Consider the following 20,907-nt stretch of genomic DNA (forward strand, 5'->3'; position numbering starts at 1 on the left):
TCATCGCGGGGAATGGTGTAGGATTAAATCCTACACCATTGGCTCGAGGAGTCGTCATGCGTTCCACCCAACAATTCAGCATCACCTTGCCGAACGAAATGGCTGACATGGTGCGATCAAAGGTTGCTTCCGGCGAATACGCCACTGAAAGCGAGGTGATCCGCGATGGCCTGCGCACGCTGGTCGCTCGCGATCGTGCCGTCGAGTCATGGCTGCGCGAGCAGGTCGCGCCAGCCCACGACGCACTGGTGGCCGATCCCTCACGGGCACTTGGCGTAAGCGAGGTGCGTTCGGCGCTTGCCGCCAGACGAAAGAAAGGAACATAGAAAACGCATGACGACACCGCCGGTCAAGTTTGCGCCTGAAGCGCTCGCGCAACTCGAGGAACTCGAGCGATATATCGCCGAGGCTGCTTCGCCGGCGCTGGCGGCGCGCTACGTCGATGGCATCGTTGCGTATTGCGAGAGTTTGCGGATCTTCCCGCGCCGGGGCACACGTCGCGACGACATACGACCGGGCCTGCGTATTACCAATTACCGCCGGCGAACAATCATTGCGTTCGCGGTTCATGAGGGACAGGCATTCATCGAGGGTGTGTTCTATGGTGGCCAGGATTACGAGGGCTCGCTAAATCCTGATCCGGGCGTGACGATGAGCATCGCGTGGTCACAGAACACCGATACCTCATCCGCTGTACGGGATAGCCGTGAGCAGCCAGATCGCGCGCAAATGAAAGGCGCAATGCCATGCGCCTTTTCGCAGCAGCCTGGCCCGCCCATGTGGCCAGTTGTACGGCCAGTTACGCCGCCAGCTTCGCCGCCTGCTCCTCGACCTGCGCGCGCGAGACGGCCAGTTCTTCAAGCCACGCTTGCGCATACACAGCGCCGGTTTCCTTTTCCAGGCGCGCGATCGCCGCAGCGCACCGGAGCACGTCTTTCGGCGTGGCGATAAAGCCCTTCACCGACTGGCCGCCCGTGAACGCTTCGAACAGCGGCACGCGGATTTCCTCGGGTAGCGCCCGCGTCCACTGATACGGCTTGCCGTTGAACGTGAACGAAGGCGGCAGCACGCGTTCCTTTTTCGCCGCCGGGATCAGGCCGAAGGTACGCGCCGCGTCGGCGATCTGCTCGGACGAGAACAGCTCGTCGGGCGTGATGTCGAACTGCTGGATGTGCGCTTCGATCGCCTGCATCGCCGCTGCGCGATCGTCGCGTTTTTTCTGCGCGCGCGCGACGATGTCGCGCAACTCGTCGGCTTCCCCGCTCGTGATCGTGAAGCTGGCCTGCTTCTGCTGAAGCTCGGAAAAACGCTGGAATTCGTGATCGTTCAGAAGTTTAGCCATGACGTATACATTGGGCGCGCACGACACGGGAATCGTGCGGCGGTTTCGGAAAGGGCCGCTATTCTAACGCGTCCCGCGCCTCGCACAAGTCCGTTCCCGCCTGCCCCTTCATTCGTCGTCAGACACGCTCGCGAAACATCGAAAGCGCGTCGACCGTCTCGCGCAGCATCGCCGTCGCCGCTTCGAGCGTGGGCGCGACGTACTCGTCGATACGGCGCAGATACGGACACGTCATCGCCGCGATCGCCTGGCCGGATGGCCCGAGCACGGGGAACGTCAGGTCGGTGACGCCGACCGTCTGCTGGCTGTCCTTCCGCGAAAAACCCGCCTTGCGCGTCTCCTCACATACGCGTTCCAGCGCGTCGCGATCGATGGTGACTTCGCCCTTCACCTTCGTATGTTCGGCGAGCAGATGCGCGCGCTGCTCGGGCGTCTGGAACGCGAGCATCACGCGGCCCGAGCCTGTGTCGATCAGGCCGACGCGCGAACCCAGCCGCACCGAAATGCCCCACGTGCCCGGACCGTCGACCTGCGCGATCACAAGCAGATTGCCGCGGTCGTACACAACAAGGTGACACGATTGTTCGGCACGATCGGCAAAGCGCTGCATGAGCGGGAGGGCTTCGGAGATCAGCCGGTTCATCGGCGGATGCCGGTGTCCGAGCGCGTACAGCTTCAGGCTCAGCGAATAACGGTCGCCGCCGGGCGAGCGCACCACGTACTGCCGCGCGACGAGCCGCTCCAGCATCCGGTACATCTCGCTCGCGTTGCGGCCCAGCAGTTTCGTGATCTCGGCGCGCGTCAGGCCGTCCTTCTGCTCGGCCAGCAGTTCGAGGATATCGAGACCCTTGTCGAGCGCGGGCGCGCGATAGCGGTCGGCGTCGTCCTTGTCTTCCAGATCGGTTGCCATCGTGTTTCAGGTCCTCGTGCAATTCATCGGCTGCCTGGCGCGTGAGTGTAGAGCGTTGCGCGCGGCGAGCCGCCAGGGAAAGTACGGACACGTGGTACAGCGCAATTCCCTTGACTTAAGAAAGTTCGCATATGAATAATACGTTCATTGGTGAATGAAAAACCACCAATTTATAAGAAAGCGCATGGCAACGTGCCGGATGCCGACTCTCGGCTTCCAGCGGTTCAACAACGCATATCCCGGAGACAAGCATGTCGAATCTGGCAACAGGGCAGCACACGGCCCGCCGTTTCATTCGCAAGACGTTATCGCTCAGCCTCGCCGCCGCGTGCGTCGCGTGCGCGGCCCTCGGCACGACCGCGCACGCCGCGGAAGTCGGCAAGATCGGCCTCGGCCTGCCGATGCTCACCTCGCCGTTCTGGCAGTCGTACAACAACTACCTGCCGAAGTACGCGAAGCAGATGGGCATCGATATCCTCGCGCCCGTGAACTCGAACGGCGACCCGGTGCAGCAGATCACCGACATGAACAACCTGCTGAACCTCGGTTCGAAGGGTATCGTCGTCGGGCCGCTGGATTCGGCGGCGATCAGCCGCGCGCTGGACGCCGCCGCGGCGAAAAACGTGCCGGTCGTCACGGTCGACGTGGCACCGACGCAGGGCAAGGTCGCGATGGTCGTGCGGGCCGATAACCACGCGTACGGCGAGAAGGCGTGCACCTACATCGGCGAGCACGTGAAAGCGGGCAAGGTCGTGCAGATCATGGGCGATCTCGGTTCGGTGAACGGACGCGACCGCTCGGAAGCGTTCCGCACCTGCATGAAGAAATTCCCGGCGCTCACCGTGCTGGAAATCCCGGCGGGCTGGAAGGGCGACGTCGCGGCGACCGGGCTCGACAGCCTGCTGACCGCGAACCCCGATGTGAAGGGCATCTACATGCAGGCGGGCGGCGTGTATCTGTCGCCGACGCTGCAGACGCTGCGCCGCAAGCAGATGCTGTATCCGGCGGGCAACCCGAAGCACGTCGTGATCGTCAGCAATGACGGCATTCCGCAGGAATTTGACGCGATCCGCCGCGGCGATATCGATGCAACGGTGTCGCAGCCGGCCGACCTGTACGCGAAGTACGGCCTGTACTACATCAAGGCCGCGCTCGCCGGACAGACGTTCAAGCCGGGTCCGACGGATCACGGCAGCACCATCATCGAGCTGGCGCCGGGACGACTCGAAGACCAGTTGCCCGCACCGCTCGTGACGAAGGCGAACGTCGACGACAAGAGCCTCTGGGGCAACACCGTCAAATGAGTGAAATGACGTCCTCCGCTGTGTCCGCCGTGGTCGAAGCGCTCGATGTGACGAAGCGCTTCGGTTCGACGGCCGCGCTGAAAGACGTGAGCATCCGCGTGATGCCCGGCGAGTCGCATGCACTCGTCGGGCGTAACGGGGCCGGCAAATCGACGCTGGTGTCGATGCTCAGCGGCCTGCGCAAGCCGGATGCCGGCGAGGTGCGTTTCGGCGGCGTCGCGGCGCCGCCGATCGCGGATCGCGATGCCTGGCGCGAACGCGTCGCGTGCGTCTATCAGCATTCGACGATCATCCGCGATCTGAGTGTCGCGGAGAATCTGTTCATCAACCGCCAGCCGGCACGGCATGGCGTGATCGACTGGCCGGCGATGCGGCGCGATGCGCGCGCGTTGCTGGACCACTGGAAGATCGATGTGCGCGAGGACGCCCGTGCGGGCGACCTGTCCGTCGAAGCGCGCCAGCTCGTCGAAATCGCGCGCGCGCTGTCGTATGGCGCGCGGTTCATCATTCTCGATGAACCCACGGCGCAGCTCGACGGCGACGAAATCAAGCGCCTCTTCAAACGTATTCAGGAACTGCAGCGCGAAGGCGTGACGTTCCTCTTCATCTCGCACCATCTTCAGGAGGTGTACGAGATCTGCCAGGCCGTGACGGTGTTGCGTGACGCGCGGCATATCGTCAGCGCGCCGGTTTCCGCGTTGCCGCGCGAGCAGCTGATCGAGGCGATGACGGGCGAGCGCGGCGGCCTGAACGTCGCCGATGCCGCGGCGCGCGAAGCGCTGCCGCACGACACGCCGGTCGCGCTCGAAGTGGCGAATCTCGCCGGTGTGGATTACGACGACGTGTCGTTCGCCGTGAAGCGCGGCGAAGTGGTCGGCCTGACAGGCGCGACGAGCAGCGGACGCACGAGCGTCGCCGAAGCGATCGCGGGCCTGCGCAACATCAAGCGCGGCGAAATCCGCGTGGACGGCAACGTGCTGCCCTCGGGCGATGTGCCCGCCGCGCTCGCCGCCGGCATTGGCTGCGTGCCGAAGGACCGTCATCACGAAGGCCTCGTGCTCTCGCAGTCGATCGCGGAAAACGCATCGATGACGATCACGCGCTTGCTGGGCAAATTCGGCATTGCACCGCCCGCGAAGAAAAACGCGTTCGGCCGGAAGATGATCGACGCGCTCGGCATCGTCGCGCAGGGACCGGAGCACGTCGTGTCGGGCCTGTCCGGTGGCAACCAGCAGAAAGTGGTGATGGCGCGTGCGCTCGCGACCGATCCGGACGTGCTCGTGCTGATCGACCCCACGGCGGGCGTCGATGTGAAATCGAAGGAAGCGCTGTTGTCCGTCGTGGACCGCGTGCGCGAGGACGGCAAGGCCGTGCTCGTCGTCTCGGGCGAACTCGACGACCTGCGCACCTGTGACCGCGTGCTGGTCATGTTCCGTGGCCGCGTCGTCGCCGAATTCCCGGCAGGCTGGCAGGACCACGACCTTATCGCCTCAGTTGAAGGAGTCAGTCTCCATGAAGAATAGTGCGCCCACGCCCGCGTTCGCGACGGGTCAGGCACAGGCCGGCGCGCCCGTCGCGCAGCGCCGCCGCGCGCGGATCGAATTCGCGCGTCTGCGCGACCTCGCGCTGCTGCCGGCCATCGCGCTGCTGCTCGTGATCGGTGCGTTCGTCAGCCCGAGCTTTCTGACGAAGGCGAACCTGATCAGCGTGCTCGGCGCATCGGCGGCGCTTGCGCTCGTCGTGCTCGCCGAATCGCTGATCGTGCTGACCGGCAAGTTCGATCTCTCGCTCGAATCGACGGTCGGCATCGCGCCCGCAATCGGTGCGATGCTCGTGATGCCGGCGGCGTCCGCGGGCTTCGGCCTGCAATGGCCGACCGCGATGGGCCTGCTCGCGATCGTGCTGGTCGGCGCGGTAATCGGCTTCATCAACGGCTTTCTCGTCGTGCGGCTGCGGCTGAACGCGTTCATCGTCACGCTCGCGATGCTGATCGTGCTGCGCGGCATGCTGGTCGGCGCGACGAAGGGCGGCACGCTGTTCGACATGCCGTCGTCATTCTTCACGCTCGCCACGACCATCGTGCTCGGCCTGCCGGTTTCGGTGTGGCTCGCGGCCGCCGCGTTCGCCATCGCTGCGTTCATGTTGCGCTATCACCGTGTCGGCCGCGCGCTCTACGCGATCGGCGGCAACCCGGAAGCGGCGCGCGCGGCGGGCATTCGCGTCGAGCGCATCACGTGGGGCGTGTTCGTGCTCGGCAGCATGCTCGCCTCGATCGGCGGCCTGATCGTGACGGGTTACGTCGGCGCGATCAACGCGAATCAGGGCAACGGCATGATCTTCACGGTGTTCGCGGCGGCGGTGATCGGCGGTATTTCGCTCGATGGCGGCAAGGGCACGATGCTCGGCGCGCTGTCCGGCGTGCTGCTGCTCGGCGTCGTGCAGAACCTGCTGACGCTCGCGCAGGTGCCGTCGTTCTGGATCCAGGCGATCTACGGCGCGATCATTCTCGGCTCGCTGATGGTGGCGCGGCTCGCGGGTGGCGAAGGTCAGAACTGACCTGAAACGCGAAACGCTGGAAGAAGCGCTGGCGGAAACACGCCAGCGCGCATCACGGAGACACTATTTTGAGCAGTTCATCAACCGACCCGCGTCTCATCCTGCTGACGCCGCAGGACAACTGTCTGATCGCAGGAGCGCGTCTCGAAGCCGGGTCCGAGGTCATGATCGAAGGCGAGCGTGTCACGCTCGCGAAGACCATCGATCTCGGCCACAAGGTCGCGCGGCGCGCCCTCGTCCAGAACGAAAAGGTCCTGCGCTACGGCGCGGTGATCGGTCACGTGACCGAAGCCGTCGCACGCGGCGCGCACCTGCACACGCACAACCTCGAAAGCGATTATCTGCCGACCTACACGCACGACGCGGGTCACGCATTCGTGCATCACTGAACACGGCGTTTCGCCGTGCGGGAACCAACGATCATGATTGACACTTCCGTTGCATCCGCCGCCGCGCAGCCGCTCGAGGCCACGCCGGTGCCGGTGCTGCAGGGCTATCCGCGCAGCGATGGCCGCAAGGGCATCCGCAATGTCGTCGCGGTGGCGTATCTCGTCGAATGCGCGCATCACGTCGCGCGCGAAATCGTCACGCAGTTTCGCGAGCCGCTCGACGCGTTCGACGATCCTTCCGGCGAGCGCGAGCCGCCCGTCCATCTGATCGGCTTTCCGGGCTGCTACCCGAACAGCTACGCCGAGAAAATGATGCAGCAGCTCACCACGCATCCGAACGTCGGCGCGGTGCTGTTCGTCTCGCTCGGCTGCGAGAGCATGAACAAGCACTACCTCGTCGACGTCGTGCGCGCGAGCGGCCGGCCCGTCGAGGTGCTGACGATCCAGGAAAAGGGCGGCACGCGCAGCACGATCCAGTATGGCGTCGACTGGGTGCGCGACGCGCGCCGGCAGCTGGCCGCGCAGCAAAAAGTGCCGATGGCGCTCGACGAACTCGTGATCGCCACGATCTGCGGCGGCTCCGACGGCACGAGCGGCATCACCGCGAATCCCGCCGTGGGCCGCGCGTTCGATCATCTGATCGACGCGGGCGCGACCTGCATCTTCGAGGAAACCGGTGAGCTGGTCGGTTGCGAATTCCACATGAAGAGCCGCGCCGCACGGGACGATCTGGGCGACGAAATCGTCGCTTGCGTTGCGAAGGCGGCGCGTTACTATTCCATTCTCGGACACGGCAGTTTCGCGGTCGGCAACGCCGACGGCGGGCTGACGACGCAGGAAGAGAAGTCGCTGGGCGCGTACGCCAAAAGCGGCGCATCGCCGATTGTCGGCATCGTGAAACCTGGCGATGTGCCGCCCACTGGCGGGCTCTATCTGCTCGACGTCGTGCCGGATGGCGAGCCGCGCTTCGGCTTTCCGAACATCAGCGACAACGCGGAGATCGGCGAGCTGATCGCGTGCGGCGCACACGTGATCCTGTTCACGACCGGGCGCGGCTCGGTGGTCGGCTCGGCGATTTCGCCGGTGATCAAGGTGTGCGCGAATCCGTCGACGTATCGCAACCTTGCCGGCGACATGGATATCGACGCCGGGCGTATTCTTGAGGGCCGCGCGACGCTCGACGAAGTCGGCCGCGAGGTGTTCGATACAACGCTCGCCGTCGTGCGGGGCGCGGCATCGAAGTCGGAAGCGCTGGGTCATCAGGAGTTTATCCTGACGTACAAGACGTTCGAGCCGGTGGGGCCCGCATGCCTGCCTTCGAGCGTAGCGCGGCATCGCGTAGTTGAAATCGCGCCGGTCTGAAGCGCGGTAACGATGAGAGAGGAGACATCTGCATGACAACAGCGGCGAATCCGAAGGTCAGCCAGCGGCGCGGCATTGGCCGGCGCGACCTGAAAGTGACCGGCCTCGGTCTTGGCACGGCGCCGCTCGGCGGCCTGTATCGCGATCTCACCGACGCAGAAGCCCAGAGCACGATCGACGCCGCCTGGGACGCCGGCATCCGTTATTTCGACACCGCGCCGCACTACGGACACACGAAAGCCGAGCACCGCCTCGGGCACGCGCTGCGCAAATATCCGCGTGGCGAGTATGTGCTGTCGACGAAAGCCGGTCGGCGCTTCGTACCGCGCACGCACCCTTACGACGGCAGCGAGGGCTGGCAGAACCCGCTGCCGTTCGAAGCGATCTACGACTACACGCACGACGGCATCCTGCGTTCGTTCGAAGACAGCCAGCACCGGCTTGGCATGGTCGATATCGATATCCTGCTGGTTCACGATATCGGCCGCGATACGCACGGCGATCGTAACGCGCACTACTGGAAGCAGCTGACCGAAGGCGGCGGCTTCAAGGCGCTCGACGAGCTGCGCTCGGCCGGCGCGATCAAGGCGGTCGGTCTCGGCGTGAACGAAGGCGCGGCGATTCTCGAAGCGATGGCCGAATTCGATATCGACTGCGCGTTGCTTGCGGGCCGCTATACGCTGCTCGAACAGGACACGTTGAACGACCTGCTGCCCGCATGCGAAGCGAAGCAGGTGAGCATCCTGCTCGGTGGCGCGTTCAATTCGGGCATCCTCGCGCGCGGCGTGCAGGGCGACCTGAAGTACAACTACGGCGACGCGCCCCAGGATGTGATCGACCGCGTGACGCGTCTCGAAGCGATCTGCCGCGTGCATGGCGCGCCGCTTGCCGCGGCCGCGCTGCAGTTTCCGTATGCGCACCCGGCTGTCGCCACCGTGTTGACGGGCGCGCGCAACCCCGGCGAATTGCGCGAGAACGTCGCATCGTTCGAGCGTGAATTGCCGGCCGCCCTGTGGAAAGCGTTGCGTGAAGGGCTGCTCGATCCACGCGCGCCCGTGCCCGGAGACTGACATGGCAACGCGCGTCGATGCACACCAGCACTACTGGAATCCGGATCGCGGCGACTACGGCTGGCTCACGCCCGATCTGAAGCCGCTCTATCGCACGTTTGGTCCGGCCGATCTCGCGCCGTTGCGCGCTGTTGAGGGCATCGACAAAACCGTCGTCGTGCAGGCGGCGCCGACTGTCGACGAAACGCGTTATCTGCTGGACCTCGCGCGCAATGAGGCGTCGATTGCGGGCGTGGTGGGCTGGGTGCCGCTGCTCGACGACGATGCGCCCGCGCTCATCGCCGAACTTGCACGCGAGCCGAAGTTCAAGGGCGTGCGGCCGATGCTTCAGGACTTGCCCGACGACAGCTGGATCGCGAACCCCGCACTCAGGCCGGCGATCGAAGCCGTCATCGCACACGACCTCGCGTTCGATGCGCTGATTTTCGCGCGTCACGTCGATGCGCTGGAAACGTTCATCCAGCGCTTTCCGTCATTGCGTATCGTCATCGATCACGGCGCGAAGCCTGCTATCCGCGATGGCTCGGCGGGCTGGCAGCCGTGGGCCGACGGCATCGAACGGCTGGCGCGTTTTCCGCAGGTTCACTGCAAGCTGTCCGGTCTTGCCACCGAAGCGGCGCCGGGCTGGACCGGGGCCACGTTGCGTCCGTACGCCGACCATCTGCTTGCGCAGTTCGGCCCGTCGCGCCTGATGTGGGGCAGCGACTGGCCGGTGCTGAACCTGAACGGCGATTACCCGATGTGGCATGCCGTCGCGAACGCCCTGCTGGCATCGTTGTCGCAGACGCAATGCGATGCGGTGTTCGGCGGCAATGCGGCGGCCTTCTATCGACTATGAATCTTTCATGCGCGTGCCAGGCTTATCCCGGTACACGCTGCAATACCCGGTATGACTCAAACGCCATTTCAACTGGAGCCGTAGATGATACAAAGACTGGCCGGCAAGACGGCCTTGATCACTGCCGCCGGACAAGGCATCGGACTCGCGACCGCGGAGCTCTTCGCGCGCGAGGGCGCCCGCGTGATCGCCACGGATATCCGCATCGATGCACTCGCCGGGAAGCCCGTCGAGGCACGCAGGCTGGACGTGCGTGATGCCGCCGCGATCAAGGCGCTCGCCGCCGAACTCGGCACGATCGATGTGCTGTTCAACTGCGCGGGCTTCGTGCACGCAGGTTCGATTCTCGAAGCGAGCGAGGAAGACTGGGACTTCGCTTTCGATCTGAACGCGAAAGCGATGTACCGGACGATCCGCGCGTTCCTGCCTGGCATGCTGGAGAAGGGCGGCGGCTCGATCATCAACATGTCGTCGGCGGCTTCGAGCATCAAGGGCGTGCCGAACCGCTTCGTGTACGGTGCGTCGAAGGCGGCCGTGATCGGCCTCACGAAGGCGGTCGCGGCGGACTTCGTGACGCGCGGCGTGCGCTGCAACGCGATCTGCCCGGGCACGGTGGCTTCGCCGTCGCTCGAACAGCGCATCGCGGCGCAGGCGCAGGCCCAGGGCGCTACAATCGATGCCGTGCAGGCGGCCTTCGTCGCGCGTCAGCCGATGGGACGTGTCGGCAAGCCGGAAGAGATCGCGGCGCTCGCGCTGTATCTCGCGTCGGACGAATCCGCGTTCACTACCGGTCACGCGCACGTGATCGACGGTGGCTGGTCCAACTAGCTGCACGGCGGCCGCAGTCCGCGCCGCCAGCGCGTTTTTTCACTGAACACCAGGGAAATGCCACGATGAAACTGCTTCGTTATGGGCCGAAAGGTCAGGAAAAGCCGGGCTTGCTCGATGCGCAAGGCAAGATTCGCGATCTGTCGAAAGTCGTCGCCGATATCGGTGGTGACGTGCTGACCGACGCAGGCCTCGCGAAACTGCGCGCGCTCGATCCGGCTTCGCTGCCGGTGGTCGAAGGCAATCCGCGCATCGGTCCGTGCGTGGCGAATATCGGCAAGTTCGTCTGTATCGGGCTGAACTACGCGGATCACGCAGCGGAATCGAACCTGCCGGTGCCGGCCGAACCGGTCGTCTTCAACAAGTGGACGAGCGCGATCGTAGGCCCGAACGACGACGTCGAAATTCCCCGCAACTCGAAGAAATGCGACTGGGAAGTGGAACTCGGTGTGGTGATCGGCAAGCCCGCCAAATACATCGACGAAGCCAACGCGCTGGATTACGTCGCGGGCTATTGCGTGATCAATGACGTGTCGGAACGCGAGTGGCAGATCGAACGCACCGGCACGTGGGACAAGGGCAAGGGCTTCGACACGTTCGGCCCGATCGGTCCGTGGCTCGTCACGCGCGATGAAGTGGCCAATCCGCAGGCGCTCGACCTGTGGCTCGAAGTGGACGGCCACCGCTACCAGAACGGCAACACGAAGACGATGGTGTTCACGGTCGCGAAACTCGTGTCGTACCTGTCGCAGTGCATGAGCCTGCAACCGGGCGACGTGATTTCGACCGGCACGCCGCCGGGCGTCGGCATGGGTGTGAAGCCGGATCCGGTGTTCCTGAAGCCGGGTCAGACGATGCGCCTTGGCATTCAGGGCCTCGGCGAGCAGAGCCAGAAGACTTACGCGGCGGAATAAGTGTAGTAGCGTGACGCGCGGCCCGACGGGCCGCGCTGTGCGAACACCCTGCTTCAGCCGGTGTTCGCGTCAAAACCTCCCTCAGGCCGGCGCCGCGATTTCCGTACCTTCAGCCATGCGGTTGATCGTGCCCTGCGCCACGGCGATGAGCTTTTCCGAGCCGCCGTCCATCACGAAGATGTTGCACTGACACGTCGCCTGATTGCGCCCGGCGTGCAGGACCTGCGCACGCGCCATCAAGGTGCCGTTGATCGCGGGCCTCAGGTAGTTGATCTTGTATTCGCACGTCACCACGCGCGGCCCAAGCGTGAGCGCGCCGGCAAACGTCAACGCGTTGTCGGCCAGATAGCTGATCACCCCGCCGTGGACGAAGCCATGCTGCTGCCTCAGTTCGTCACGAATGGGCAGACAGAGCGTCAGTTCGTGCGCGCCCGTATTCATGAGTTCGGCGCCAAGCAGCATGCTGAATGGCTGCGCGTGCAGCGCGCCGCGGGCGCGGTCGAGTAGATCGGTCATCTCGGTTCCTTCGGGCGTCGGCCCGTCTGGTTCCTGTCCACTCTAGGAAGCGCTTGCGCACGGCGTCAAGGTCATTTGAAGACATTGCCTTCGGATTGCCGCGGAAAACAAAGGCAATTCGTCGCGAGTCTGCTGCGGGCGGGGAATATCGCTTCTTTTGCGGATCGGCCTCAAGGCTTCCCGCATATGCCGTAAACCCGTAGTCATCCCTTTGGCAATGCAGGCGTTCCCGATGCGCAGCAAGATTGTCGAAGACGCAACCACGGCTTCGCTGCATCAGCAGGCACAGCAACTCATGCACGCGGTACCGGTGTCCGGGATTCCGGGCGCGGTATCGTGAAGCTTTAAACCGGCAGTGAAGCGTATGAGGTCGCCAGATGATAGGGCGTGGTCGAGGGCATCTCGGCGCGCATGATCTTGCCGGCGGCCGTCATGCTTTCGATCCAGCCGTCGCTGCGCAAAAAGCGTCCGCGAAAACGCTCGATCTGCTGCGGCAAGCGGGCGTTTGCCGCTTCGCCGCCTTTCGTGGCGAGCGCGCGCAGATACTCGGTCTGGGCCCAGATGCGCTGCACGCTGTCCTTTATCGCGCCCACTTCGTCGAGCGACGCGTAGACGCCGCCCGTCGCATGATCGATACCGTGCGTTTCGGCGAAATCGAACGCGCGCGTGAGTGCGGCGTCGAGATCCGATTGCCCGAGAAGACCGGCGGCGCGTCGCACGAGATAGAACCATTCGAATTGATGGCCTGGTTCAAGGCGATTGTCGACGGATCCCGCTGGCAATTCAGCGATGCAGCCCGTCGGCCGATGCACGAACGTGCGCGCGATGGCCTCGACAAGACGCGTGAGCGACGTGGCGAACGCCGCATCCCGGGTCGCATCATGCGCGGCGAGCCACGCTTCGGTCAGATGCATCAGCGGGTTTTGCACCGGCGTGCCGGTGACGGCGGAAAAGCCTGCGTCGAGCGCGGCGTTGAGCAAACCGTCGTATGCGGCGAAGCGATCGACGATCTGCGCGGACGTTTCGTTCATCACATCGAGCGCATCCCGATTGCCGGAGCGGGCAAGATATTCCGCGCAGGCGAACACGACAAACGCGTGCGTGTACAGATCCTTCGTGGTATCGAGCGGCGCCCCGTCGGCATCGACGCTATAGAACCAGCCGCCGTGCTGCGCGTCATGGAAATGGCGGCGCAGTGCATCGAACAGGACATCGGCGTGCGCGATGTCGCCGGCCTGCGAGAAAACGAATAGCTGGCGCGCACACGCCATTGCGCGATAACGTACGACAGGCAGCGGCCGGTGGTCGTGGCCGACCGCTTCACAGGGCAGCCCGAGCGCGGCATTGAAGCCGGGCCCGCGCCACATCGGCAAAACCACCTGCGTGAAATGATTGCGTAGCAGGGCGGCGAGCGTGGCCGTGGAAGCGGATGATGTCATGCGGCGGGTATGTATCGTGCGGGTAAAAAAACGGGCGTAGGGGTCACGTTTCGGCGCGATTTCGTCGGGCGCCGTCAGACCTGTTGTGCGCAAGGATAAACCAGAAGGGGTGGCGCGGCGCGTTACGCAGCGTATCGCGCCGTGACCGCCCCGATTCAGGAAACGGAGGAACCACCATGCCCGGAAACGTCGAACTTGTCTCGCGGCTCGTGTTCGCAGCGTTGCTCGGCAGTGTGATCGGATTCGAGCGCGAACGCCTTTCGTGGGCGGCTGGATTGCGCACGCACATGCTGGTCTGCGTCGGCTCGGCGCTCATCATGATCGTTTCGGCGTTCGGGTTCGCCGATGCACTCGGTGGCGATCACGTCGTGCTCGATCCATCGCGGATCGCCGCGCAGGTGGTCTCCGGCATCGGCTTTCTCGGCGCGGGATCGATCCTGCTGCGCGGCGAGATCGTGCGCGGCCTCACGACGGCGGCGAGCCTGTGGTCGGTTGCAGCGATCGGCCTTGCGGTGGGCGGCGGCCTGTACACGGCCGCGATTGCGGCGACGGTCATCATCCTGATCATCCTCGCGGGCATCAAGCCGATCGAGCGTCGCTTCATCACGGTCAAGCAGCGGCGCCAGATAACGATGCAGGTCGAACGCGGCACGCTGACGTTCCATACGCTGCACGATGCGCTGGGTACGGCCAGCCCGCGCGTGAAGCAGTTCGTCATGCAGCAGAGCGACGACGCACCTGAGCTGGACGTGATCACCATCACGCTGCATCGCGTGTCGGCGACCGAGTACACCGCCATTTGCGACCAGCTTCGCGCGTTGCCGGGTGTGAAGGAGTTTCGGGAGGATGCTTCGTCGTAGCGGGGTGGGTTATTGCACGACGAAGTTCGACGATTTGCCCGCTGCGGACCAAAGCGGGCGTGCGGCCGTGCGACAATGCGGTCTCGAAAAACGAAGATGGCATTTTGCAGCGGCGACCTGCGGCCGGCGCGCGCCGGCTGACGACTAAAACAACCGCTCCTTCCCCTCATGGCAGATTCCGCAGATTTGGCAGCATCCCCGAATTCCCGTGCACGTCGCGCCAGTTCCGCAAGGCGGGGCGAGACGACAGTCTCCACTGAAACCGAAAACAAGCTGGCCCGCGCCGCGCGCTCCGCGCAGCGGCTCGCGCAACTGAGCGACGTCCCGCGCGACGACAGCACGTTCGACCTGTTCCCCGACGATCCGACGCGGGCCACGCTCGAAGCCATGACCATCGACACGCGACAGGGCACGCTCACCGGTTTCGAGCTGCCCGCCGAAGTGCTGGCGGCCGTGGGCATCACGGACGAAGACGATGCACTGGCAGGCGAGTCAAAACCGGCGCGTCGCGTGACACGCGCGGCGAACATCGACGAGGCGACGTCGCTGTCGAGGCAGGCCAGCGTGCTGGATGAGCGCGTGGAGCCGTCGATCGGCGACGCGGCGGTAGACACGACCGGGCCGGCGCGTGCGATCGCTACCTCGGCGCAAGGCGTTCACACTGGATCGAACGCGGCGGCTTCGGCGGTGCCCGAGGTCGATGCGACCGCTGCGGTCGGGACGGACGCGGACAGTCACGCAAGTGTGTCCACCGAAGCGGCAGATCCGGCGCGTAACGCATCGGCAAAACGGACGGGCGCCGGTGCGGATGCCTCCGCGAAATCCCCGGCCGCCACGCCGGCAGTCTCCGGTCAGCCGGCCGAAGCCCGCGCGGCCGCGCCGGTTATTCCAGCTGCGCCTTCGGCGTCGTCGGCGGGGTTGCGTCAGGCTGTGGCGGCGCGCACGAATGAAACGACATCGGTGAGTCAGCCGGGCGCATCGCCGCCGCGCTTTGCATCGACGTTTGCGAAAGCGGCGAACGCTTCGCGCGATACCAGCGCTTCAGGCGAAAGCCCGGCTTCCAGCGATGTCGCTGCCGCGACGTCGGCCAGCGCACCGCGCACCTCATCGTTCGGCGCCCAGGCGCAACCGACGCCGGCAGGCGCCGCGTCGAGGTCTTCCGGTACGCCGCAAACGTCGTCCGCGACGAACACCGCCGCGCCTGAGCTCGATCGCGCGCGGGCGACCGCCTTCGCGGATACCGTCGATGCGCTCTACGGCGTGATCGCCGATCAACGCCGCGCCGCGACCGATCATTCGCGCCGGATGAAGTGGATGCTCTCGATTGTGGTCGCCGCGCTGCTCGTGACGGTCGCGATCGGCATCACACAGACGCTGCTCCTGATGCGTCTCACGCGCGATTCGACCGCGCAGCAACAGCGCATCGAACAGATGATGCTGAACCAGCAGGCGACGCTATCGACGCTGCTCGATACCGATTCGGCAACCGTCAGCGCGCCGGCAATCATTCCGGTGCCGCCCGCCGCGCCAGCGGCGCCGGCTGTCTCGACGAAGCACTCAGCCAGTACCCGGCACGCTCACAAGACGAAAACCAAACCCGCGCACTGAGTTAACTCCTGTTTTGTTGTAATGATGCAACGCATCAAACCCGTGTGAAGCCGTGCAACGTGGAATTCGGCGAACGAAATGTTGCACTGCACTAGATTTAACTAAGGGATAACCCTATAATTCGAGATAAGGGAAAACCTTGGCAAATCATTCAACCGGGAGTCGCCATGAGCTTGATCTTTGCACTGTTTCAAAAGGTTAGCGACCTCTTTGCGTCGCCGTTCCTGCCGCTGGACTCGGACTATTCGCACGAAGCGCGCTATCGCGAAGCCGAACGCGTTCGCAAGTCGCAGGGCATCGCAATTTTCGGCTTCCTGCGCGGCTGATCAGCCCGGCTCGAGACTCAAAAAGCCCGATGTGGAATTTCCACATCGGGCTTTTTCGTTCCCGCACGCCGGATCGCGGCGCGCCGCCACCGCGCGAATTCCCTCACGGTTCCTGCCCGGACGGACCGCTGCATTCTGCGCCAACCTTTTGATTTTCTTTCAATTTCCATTCTTTTCGTAATCTTGCGGGCGCCGCAATATTTCTCAAACCGAAGGAATGTAACGGCAATTGACGTGACCGGCCGGCTGCTCCGGATCGAAGTCCGACATAAGTCTTGATGCTTGCTGAATATTTTCGCCGCTGGACCATGACATCTGGCAACGAAGAACTGAAACGCATGCTTACAAGTGCTCACGGTTGTGAGCGGTTCGCGTCGCTAAAGTGGGTCTCAAGCGCAACACGCCGGCTCGACATTCGCAGCAGTAGCGCAGCGGATTGTTCAGACCCGGCATGCGTTGAATCCAAAAACGGAGGTTCACCATGAAAACCTTGAACCGCACGACCCGCACGGTCATTGCCACCTTGCTTGCCGGTGGCGCCCTGCTCACCGCAGGTTCCGCTTTCGCACAATACGCTCCGATGGTGAGGCACGACGGGCCGCCCGCGGCCGCTTACGGCCAGCCGCACATGATCCCGGTGGGCGTCAGCATCAGCATCGGCTGGCATGGCGACCGTTATTACGACGGTCACCGTTACTGGCAGCACGACGAGTGGATGCGCCATCATCCGCACGACTACGATCCGCATCATCACGACGAGCATCGCTCGCCCCAGCACTATTGATATCGATAGCGCAGGGTGCGCGAACCGCATGGCGTCCGCAAGGGCGTCATGCGAGCAGAGGCCGGTTCTCTCGCCAGAGAGACCGGCCTTTGTTGCATGTGGGCATGCCGCCGCGAAAAAGCACACTGCGCTATGCTTGAACGCTTTCATCGATGGCGCAGGAGAATGGCTTGAACAATGATCAGGCAGTGGTGGGTGTAGTCGGAACGGGTTTGATGGGCGTCGGCATCGCGACGCAATCCGCGTTGCACGGATACCGGACGATCGTCCATGACGTCGATGCAGCGCGTCTTGCGAGCGTCGTCCCCAAGGCCGAAGCCGTGCTCGACGAACTGATCGACGCCGGCCGCATCGACCGCGCGGCTAAAACGGCCGCGCTCGCCCGCATCGAAACGCACGGCGCGCTCGATATCATGGCTTCGGCGCAGTTCATCATCGAAGCGATTCCCGAGGTGCTGGCGCTCAAGCATCGTCTGTACGAAGCGCTCGACCCGCTTCTCGCCCCCGACGCCATTCTTGCCAGCAACACGAGCGGTTTTCCGCCGGATGCGCTGACCGGTCCGTTGCGCGCCAAAGAGCGTTTCGTGATCGCGCACTTCTGGAATCCGCCGCACATGATCCCGCTCGTCGAAGTGGTGCCAGGCAGCGAAACCACGCCGGAAGTGACGGCGAAAACCGTCGCTCTGATGTCGGCGATCGGCATGGAGCCGGTGCAACTGGCGAAGGCGATTCCGGGCTTTGTCGGCAACCGGCTGCAGTTCGCCGTGCTGCGCGAGGCGCTCAATATCGTGCGCTCGGGCGCCGCCACGCCGGAAGAAGTCGACCGTGTGATGAAGGCATCGCTTGGGCGTCGCTGGGGCATCGTCGGTCCGTTCGAAAGCGCCGATATGGGCGGCCTCGATACGTTTGTCGACATCGCCTCGCATCTGATGCCGGCGCTCGCGAAAGACGAAGACGTCATCGATCTGCTACGCGAGCAGGTGAGTGCGGGGCGCGTCGGCGTGCGAAGCGGCGCGGGGTTCTACGACTGGGACGACGCGCACGTGGCGCAGGTGAAGGAAGGGCGCAGGCGCGTGATCAGCCGCGGTTGAGCACGGTGAACGACGCTATTTGTTCAACCCCTGGAGGCAGCCGCCCATGAATCCCGACGTCCATTTCTACGATCCCGCCGAAGGCCACGGCCTGCGGCACGATCCATTCAAGGCGATCGTCGCGCCGCGCCTGATCGGCTGGATCTCGACGCGTTCGCCCGAAGGCCGCCTGAATCTCGCGCCGTACAGTTTCTTCGGCGCGTTCGCGACGTCTCCTTCGATCATCGGCTTTAGCAGCGAAGGCTACAAGGACAGCATCCGCAACATCGAGGCGACCGGCGAATTCGCGTGGAATCTCGCGACGCGGCCGCTCGCGGAGCAGATGAACCAGTCGTCTGCGCCGGTCGGACCCGAAGTCGACGAGTTCGAACTGTCGGGGCTCACGCCCGCCGCCGGGCGCAACATCGGCGTGCCGCATGTCGCGCAGGCGCCTGCCGCGCTCGAATGCAGGCTGTTGCAGATCATCCGGTTGCATGCGCTCGACGGCACGCCGATGGACAACTATCTGGCGCTCGGTCAGGTGGTCGGCGTGCATATCCAGAAGGCGTTCCTGAAGGACGGCCTGTTCGACACGCACGCCGCGCAGCCGATCATGCGCGCCGGTTATCGCGCCGATTACGCACAGATCGGCGAGATGTTCCAGATGTTCCGGCCGACGGCGTAGGCCGCGCTACTGCGCACGGGCCCGCGGTTCCGGCAGGCCCGGCCGCGCGTTGCACGTCATTGCCGCCCGGACGTCTCCAGCTTGAACACACCGACCACCTGCGCAAGCCGTTCCGCCTGATCGCGCAGGTCGGCGGCGGCGTGTTCGGCCACACCGACGATCGTCGCGTTCTGCTGCGTCGCCTCGCCGATCTGCGTGACGGCGAGGTTCACCTGCTCGATGCCGCCCGACTGTTCGCTCGAAGCGACACTGATCTCGCTCATGATCGCGCGCACGCGTTCCACCTGTTCGACGATGCCGTTCATCGTCGTGCTGGCTTCTTCGGCGATCCTGTAGCCGGATTCGACGCGCGCCGTCGATTCGCCGATCAGCGCCTCGATTTCCTTGACCGCCGCCGCGCTGCGCTGCGCGAGCGCGCGCACTTCGGAGGCGACCACCGCGAAGCCCTTGCCGTGTTCGCCCGCGCGCGCGGCTTCGACCGCTGCGTTGAGCGCGAGGATGTTGGTCTGGAACGCGATGCCTTCGATGACCGTCGTGATGTCGGCGATTTTCTGCGACGAGCGGCTGATGTCGCCCATCGTCGCCACGACGCGCTGCACCGCGCGGCCGCCGTCGAGCGCCGCGTCCGAAGCGCTCGTGACGAGCGTGTTTGCCTGCGCGGCGTTCGCGGCGTTCTGCTGCACGGTCGAGGTGATCTGTTCCATGCTCGCCGCGGTTTCCTCGAGGCTGCTCGCCTGCGTCGCGATGCGCGCCGCGATGTCGCCGCTGCCGGCGGCGATTTCCGCCGTGCCCTGCGTCATGTTCGACGACGCGCCGCGCACCTGCGTGACGATGCGCGCGAGTCCTTCGCCGATGCCGTCGATGGCCGTCAGCAGGCGGCCGATTTCGTCCGTGCGGCCGTTCGCGACGCGCACGCTCAGATCGCCCGAAGCGAGCCGCTCCGACGCTTTTGCCGCCTCGTCGAGCGGACGGCTGACCATCCGGCGCACGGCGAACAGGAAGATCGCCGCGAACGCCGCGACCAGCACGAAGCCGACCACGAGGAAGCGATTGCGGGTGGCGGCGACTTCGGCCATCACCTCGTCGCGCGGCGCGACGCCGCCCACCAGCCATTGCCATTCCGGCACGCTGACGAAGGAAACGTACTTTTCGCGCGCATTCTTTTCGCCGAGCGTCGTATCCGCGGACGTGTACGCAAGCTGGCCTTCCTTCGCCTCGAGCATCTGTTTATACGGTGCGTTGGCGTCGTCGGCGGCGTGGCCGGCGGCGGCAGGATGGACGACGAACTTGCCGCGATCCGGCCCGTTCGACGTGTTCAGCACGAAGTAGTAACCGCTGTCGCCGATCTTCAGCTGACGGATGCCATCCTCGATCGACCTGATCTGCGGCTCCACGTCGACGCCGACGAACAGCGCGCCGATCACGCGGCCGCTGGGGTCGGTGACGGGCCGGTACTGCGTGATGTAACGTTTGCCAAACAGCGGGGCAAGCCCGGTGTACGTCTTGCCAGCCAGCACCACCGCGTACGCTGGGCCCTTGCGATCGAGCAGCGTGCCGATGGCGCGCGAGCCGTCCTGCTTTTTCAGCGAGGTCGTGACGCGCACGAAGTCGTCGCCGGTGCGCGCGAACACGGACGCGATGGCGCCGCTGCGCGCCAGAAACTGGTCGGGAATCGAAAAATCGAGGTTGAGCGGCTTGTCGCCGGCTTTCATGGTCGGCGTGGCGACGCCGTTGATGTCCACCTTCTGCGTCTCGTCGACCGAATAGTCTGTGGGCAGGAAACTGGCGAAGAGGTTCATCGAGCGGCCGACCTCGGCATCGAGACTGCTGTCGAAGAGCGCGATCATCGAGGCGACCGAACGGTCTTTTTCGCCGATCCGGGCAACCACCTGTTCGCTGATCTGGTTGCCGGCCGAACGGGTGAGGGCCCACGTGAACGCCGCGAAAATAAGTGCCACGAGCGCACACGAGAGCATGGCAAGCCTGGCGCCGACGCTTGCGCGACGAAGAGAGAGAATATCCATGGATGGTAGGCGTTAGGAGGACAGGGTGCCGTTAGCTGCGCGACGCGCACGACGGCATTACAACTATCCCCGCTTATCGGCC

21 protein-coding genes and 1 pseudogene are annotated in these 20,907 nt (G+C 64.7%); 17 read left to right on the forward strand and 5 right to left on the reverse strand.

All coding sequences use genetic code 11. The features are described from left to right. Nucleotides 1-56: 56 nt before the first annotated feature. Together LPA34_RS11955 and LPA34_RS11960 are read left to right on the forward strand one after the other, a co-directional pair. Nucleotides 57-326, forward strand: a complete 270-nt coding sequence (locus LPA34_RS11955; RefSeq protein WP_228978287.1) for a type II toxin-antitoxin system ParD family antitoxin — start codon at nucleotides 57-59, stop codon at nucleotides 324-326. A gap of 7 nt (nucleotides 327-333) precedes the next feature. Continuing rightward, nucleotides 334-594, forward strand: a pseudogene (locus tag LPA34_RS11960) (type II toxin-antitoxin system RelE/ParE family toxin); the annotation flags it as partial. A gap of 205 nt (nucleotides 595-799) precedes the next feature. On the opposite strand, the gene LPA34_RS11965 reads toward LPA34_RS11960, so the two are convergent. After that, nucleotides 800-1,342 (reverse strand): hypothetical protein, encoded by a 543-nt coding sequence (locus LPA34_RS11965; protein WP_228978288.1) that lies wholly within the window; start codon nucleotides 1,340-1,342, stop codon nucleotides 800-802. A 118-nt stretch (nucleotides 1,343-1,460) separates the two neighbouring features. Beyond that, nucleotides 1,461-2,252 carry an IclR family transcriptional regulator gene (locus LPA34_RS11970; RefSeq protein ID WP_228978290.1) on the reverse strand — a complete coding sequence of 264 codons (792 nt, stop codon included), beginning with the start codon at nucleotides 2,250-2,252 and terminating at the stop codon, nucleotides 1,461-1,463. A 251-nt stretch (nucleotides 2,253-2,503) separates the two neighbouring features. Here LPA34_RS11970 and LPA34_RS11975 point away from each other — a divergent pair, with 251 nt between their 5' ends. From LPA34_RS11975 to LPA34_RS12015, 9 genes are all read left to right on the forward strand, one after another. Next, nucleotides 2,504-3,556, forward strand: a complete 1,053-nt coding sequence (locus tag LPA34_RS11975) for a sugar ABC transporter substrate-binding protein (protein ID WP_228978291.1) — start codon at nucleotides 2,504-2,506, stop codon at nucleotides 3,554-3,556. Then, nucleotides 3,553-5,079, forward strand: coding sequence for a sugar ABC transporter ATP-binding protein (locus LPA34_RS11980; RefSeq protein ID WP_228978294.1), 1,527 nt, complete (start codon nucleotides 3,553-3,555; stop codon nucleotides 5,077-5,079). The genes LPA34_RS11975 and LPA34_RS11980 overlap by 4 nt, the downstream gene beginning before the upstream one ends. Continuing rightward, on the forward strand, nucleotides 5,069-6,112 hold the full coding sequence (locus tag LPA34_RS11985; protein WP_228978296.1) for an ABC transporter permease: 1,044 nt from the start codon (nucleotides 5,069-5,071) through the stop codon (nucleotides 6,110-6,112). Before LPA34_RS11980 ends, LPA34_RS11985 begins: the two co-directional genes overlap by 11 nt. Before the next feature lie 68 nt (nucleotides 6,113-6,180). Beyond that, entirely contained in the window at nucleotides 6,181-6,501 is a 321-nt protein-coding gene (locus LPA34_RS11990) for a UxaA family hydrolase (RefSeq protein ID WP_228978298.1), read from the forward strand. 33 nt (nucleotides 6,502-6,534) lie between these two features. After that, on the forward strand, nucleotides 6,535-7,863 hold the full coding sequence (locus LPA34_RS11995; RefSeq protein ID WP_228978299.1) for a UxaA family hydrolase: 1,329 nt from the start codon (nucleotides 6,535-6,537) through the stop codon (nucleotides 7,861-7,863). A gap of 32 nt (nucleotides 7,864-7,895) precedes the next feature. Next, the gene (locus LPA34_RS12000; RefSeq protein WP_228978302.1) at nucleotides 7,896-8,933 is read left to right on the forward strand and encodes an aldo/keto reductase; all 1,038 of its coding nucleotides are present in this window, start codon (nucleotides 7,896-7,898) and stop codon (nucleotides 8,931-8,933) included. Nucleotide 8,934: 1 nt separating this feature from the next. Beyond that, complete coding sequence (locus tag LPA34_RS12005) at nucleotides 8,935-9,771, forward strand: amidohydrolase family protein (protein WP_228978304.1); 837 nt, start codon at nucleotides 8,935-8,937, stop codon at nucleotides 9,769-9,771. An 84-nt stretch (nucleotides 9,772-9,855) separates the two neighbouring features. Next, nucleotides 9,856-10,599 carry an SDR family oxidoreductase gene (locus tag LPA34_RS12010; RefSeq protein ID WP_228978306.1) on the forward strand — a complete coding sequence of 248 codons (744 nt, stop codon included), beginning with the start codon at nucleotides 9,856-9,858 and terminating at the stop codon, nucleotides 10,597-10,599. A 65-nt stretch (nucleotides 10,600-10,664) separates the two neighbouring features. Next, a complete protein-coding gene (locus LPA34_RS12015; protein WP_228978308.1) occupies nucleotides 10,665-11,513 on the forward strand; it encodes an ureidoglycolate lyase in 849 nt (282 codons plus the stop codon). A gap of 81 nt (nucleotides 11,514-11,594) precedes the next feature. On the opposite strand, the gene LPA34_RS12020 is transcribed toward LPA34_RS12015, so the two are convergent. Together LPA34_RS12020 and LPA34_RS12025 are read right to left on the reverse strand one after the other, a co-directional pair. Then, on the reverse strand, nucleotides 11,595-12,029 hold the full coding sequence (locus tag LPA34_RS12020; protein WP_228978309.1) for a PaaI family thioesterase: 435 nt from the start codon (nucleotides 12,027-12,029) through the stop codon (nucleotides 11,595-11,597). Nucleotides 12,030-12,373: 344 nt separating this feature from the next. Next, nucleotides 12,374-13,468 (reverse strand): AGE family epimerase/isomerase, encoded by a 1,095-nt coding sequence (locus LPA34_RS12025; protein ID WP_228978311.1) that lies wholly within the window; start codon nucleotides 13,466-13,468, stop codon nucleotides 12,374-12,376. A gap of 176 nt (nucleotides 13,469-13,644) precedes the next feature. On the opposite strand from LPA34_RS12025, the gene LPA34_RS12030 reads away from it, so the two are divergent. From LPA34_RS12030 to LPA34_RS12055, 6 genes are all read left to right on the forward strand, one after another. Further along, entirely contained in the window at nucleotides 13,645-14,328 is a 684-nt protein-coding gene (locus tag LPA34_RS12030; protein ID WP_228978313.1) for an MgtC/SapB family protein, read from the forward strand. 186 nt (nucleotides 14,329-14,514) lie between these two features. Continuing rightward, nucleotides 14,515-15,936, forward strand: coding sequence for a hypothetical protein (locus LPA34_RS12035; protein WP_324251730.1), 1,422 nt, complete (start codon nucleotides 14,515-14,517; stop codon nucleotides 15,934-15,936). Between the two features lie 167 nt (nucleotides 15,937-16,103). Next, nucleotides 16,104-16,262: a hypothetical protein gene (locus tag LPA34_RS12040; RefSeq protein WP_228978315.1), complete on the forward strand. Its 159-nt coding sequence runs from the start codon at nucleotides 16,104-16,106 to the stop codon at nucleotides 16,260-16,262. Between the two features lie 481 nt (nucleotides 16,263-16,743). Beyond that, a complete protein-coding gene (locus tag LPA34_RS12045; protein WP_228978316.1) occupies nucleotides 16,744-17,046 on the forward strand; it encodes a hypothetical protein in 303 nt (100 codons plus the stop codon). A gap of 215 nt (nucleotides 17,047-17,261) precedes the next feature. Next, a complete protein-coding gene (locus tag LPA34_RS12050; RefSeq protein WP_228978494.1) occupies nucleotides 17,262-18,137 on the forward strand; it encodes a 3-hydroxyacyl-CoA dehydrogenase family protein in 876 nt (291 codons plus the stop codon). 46 nt (nucleotides 18,138-18,183) lie between these two features. Beyond that, the gene (locus LPA34_RS12055) at nucleotides 18,184-18,801 is read left to right on the forward strand and encodes a flavin reductase family protein (RefSeq protein WP_228978318.1); all 618 of its coding nucleotides are present in this window, start codon (nucleotides 18,184-18,186) and stop codon (nucleotides 18,799-18,801) included. 56 nt (nucleotides 18,802-18,857) lie between these two features. Here LPA34_RS12055 and LPA34_RS12060 read toward each other — a convergent pair whose 3' ends face one another. Continuing rightward, nucleotides 18,858-20,825, reverse strand: a complete 1,968-nt coding sequence (locus LPA34_RS12060; RefSeq protein WP_228978319.1) for a methyl-accepting chemotaxis protein — start codon at nucleotides 20,823-20,825, stop codon at nucleotides 18,858-18,860. Nucleotides 20,826-20,907 lie beyond the last annotated feature (82 nt).

The sequence above is a fragment of the Paraburkholderia gardini genome, assembly GCF_907164575.1.
In the GTDB taxonomy this organism is placed as follows: domain Bacteria; phylum Pseudomonadota; class Gammaproteobacteria; order Burkholderiales; family Burkholderiaceae; genus Paraburkholderia; species Paraburkholderia gardini.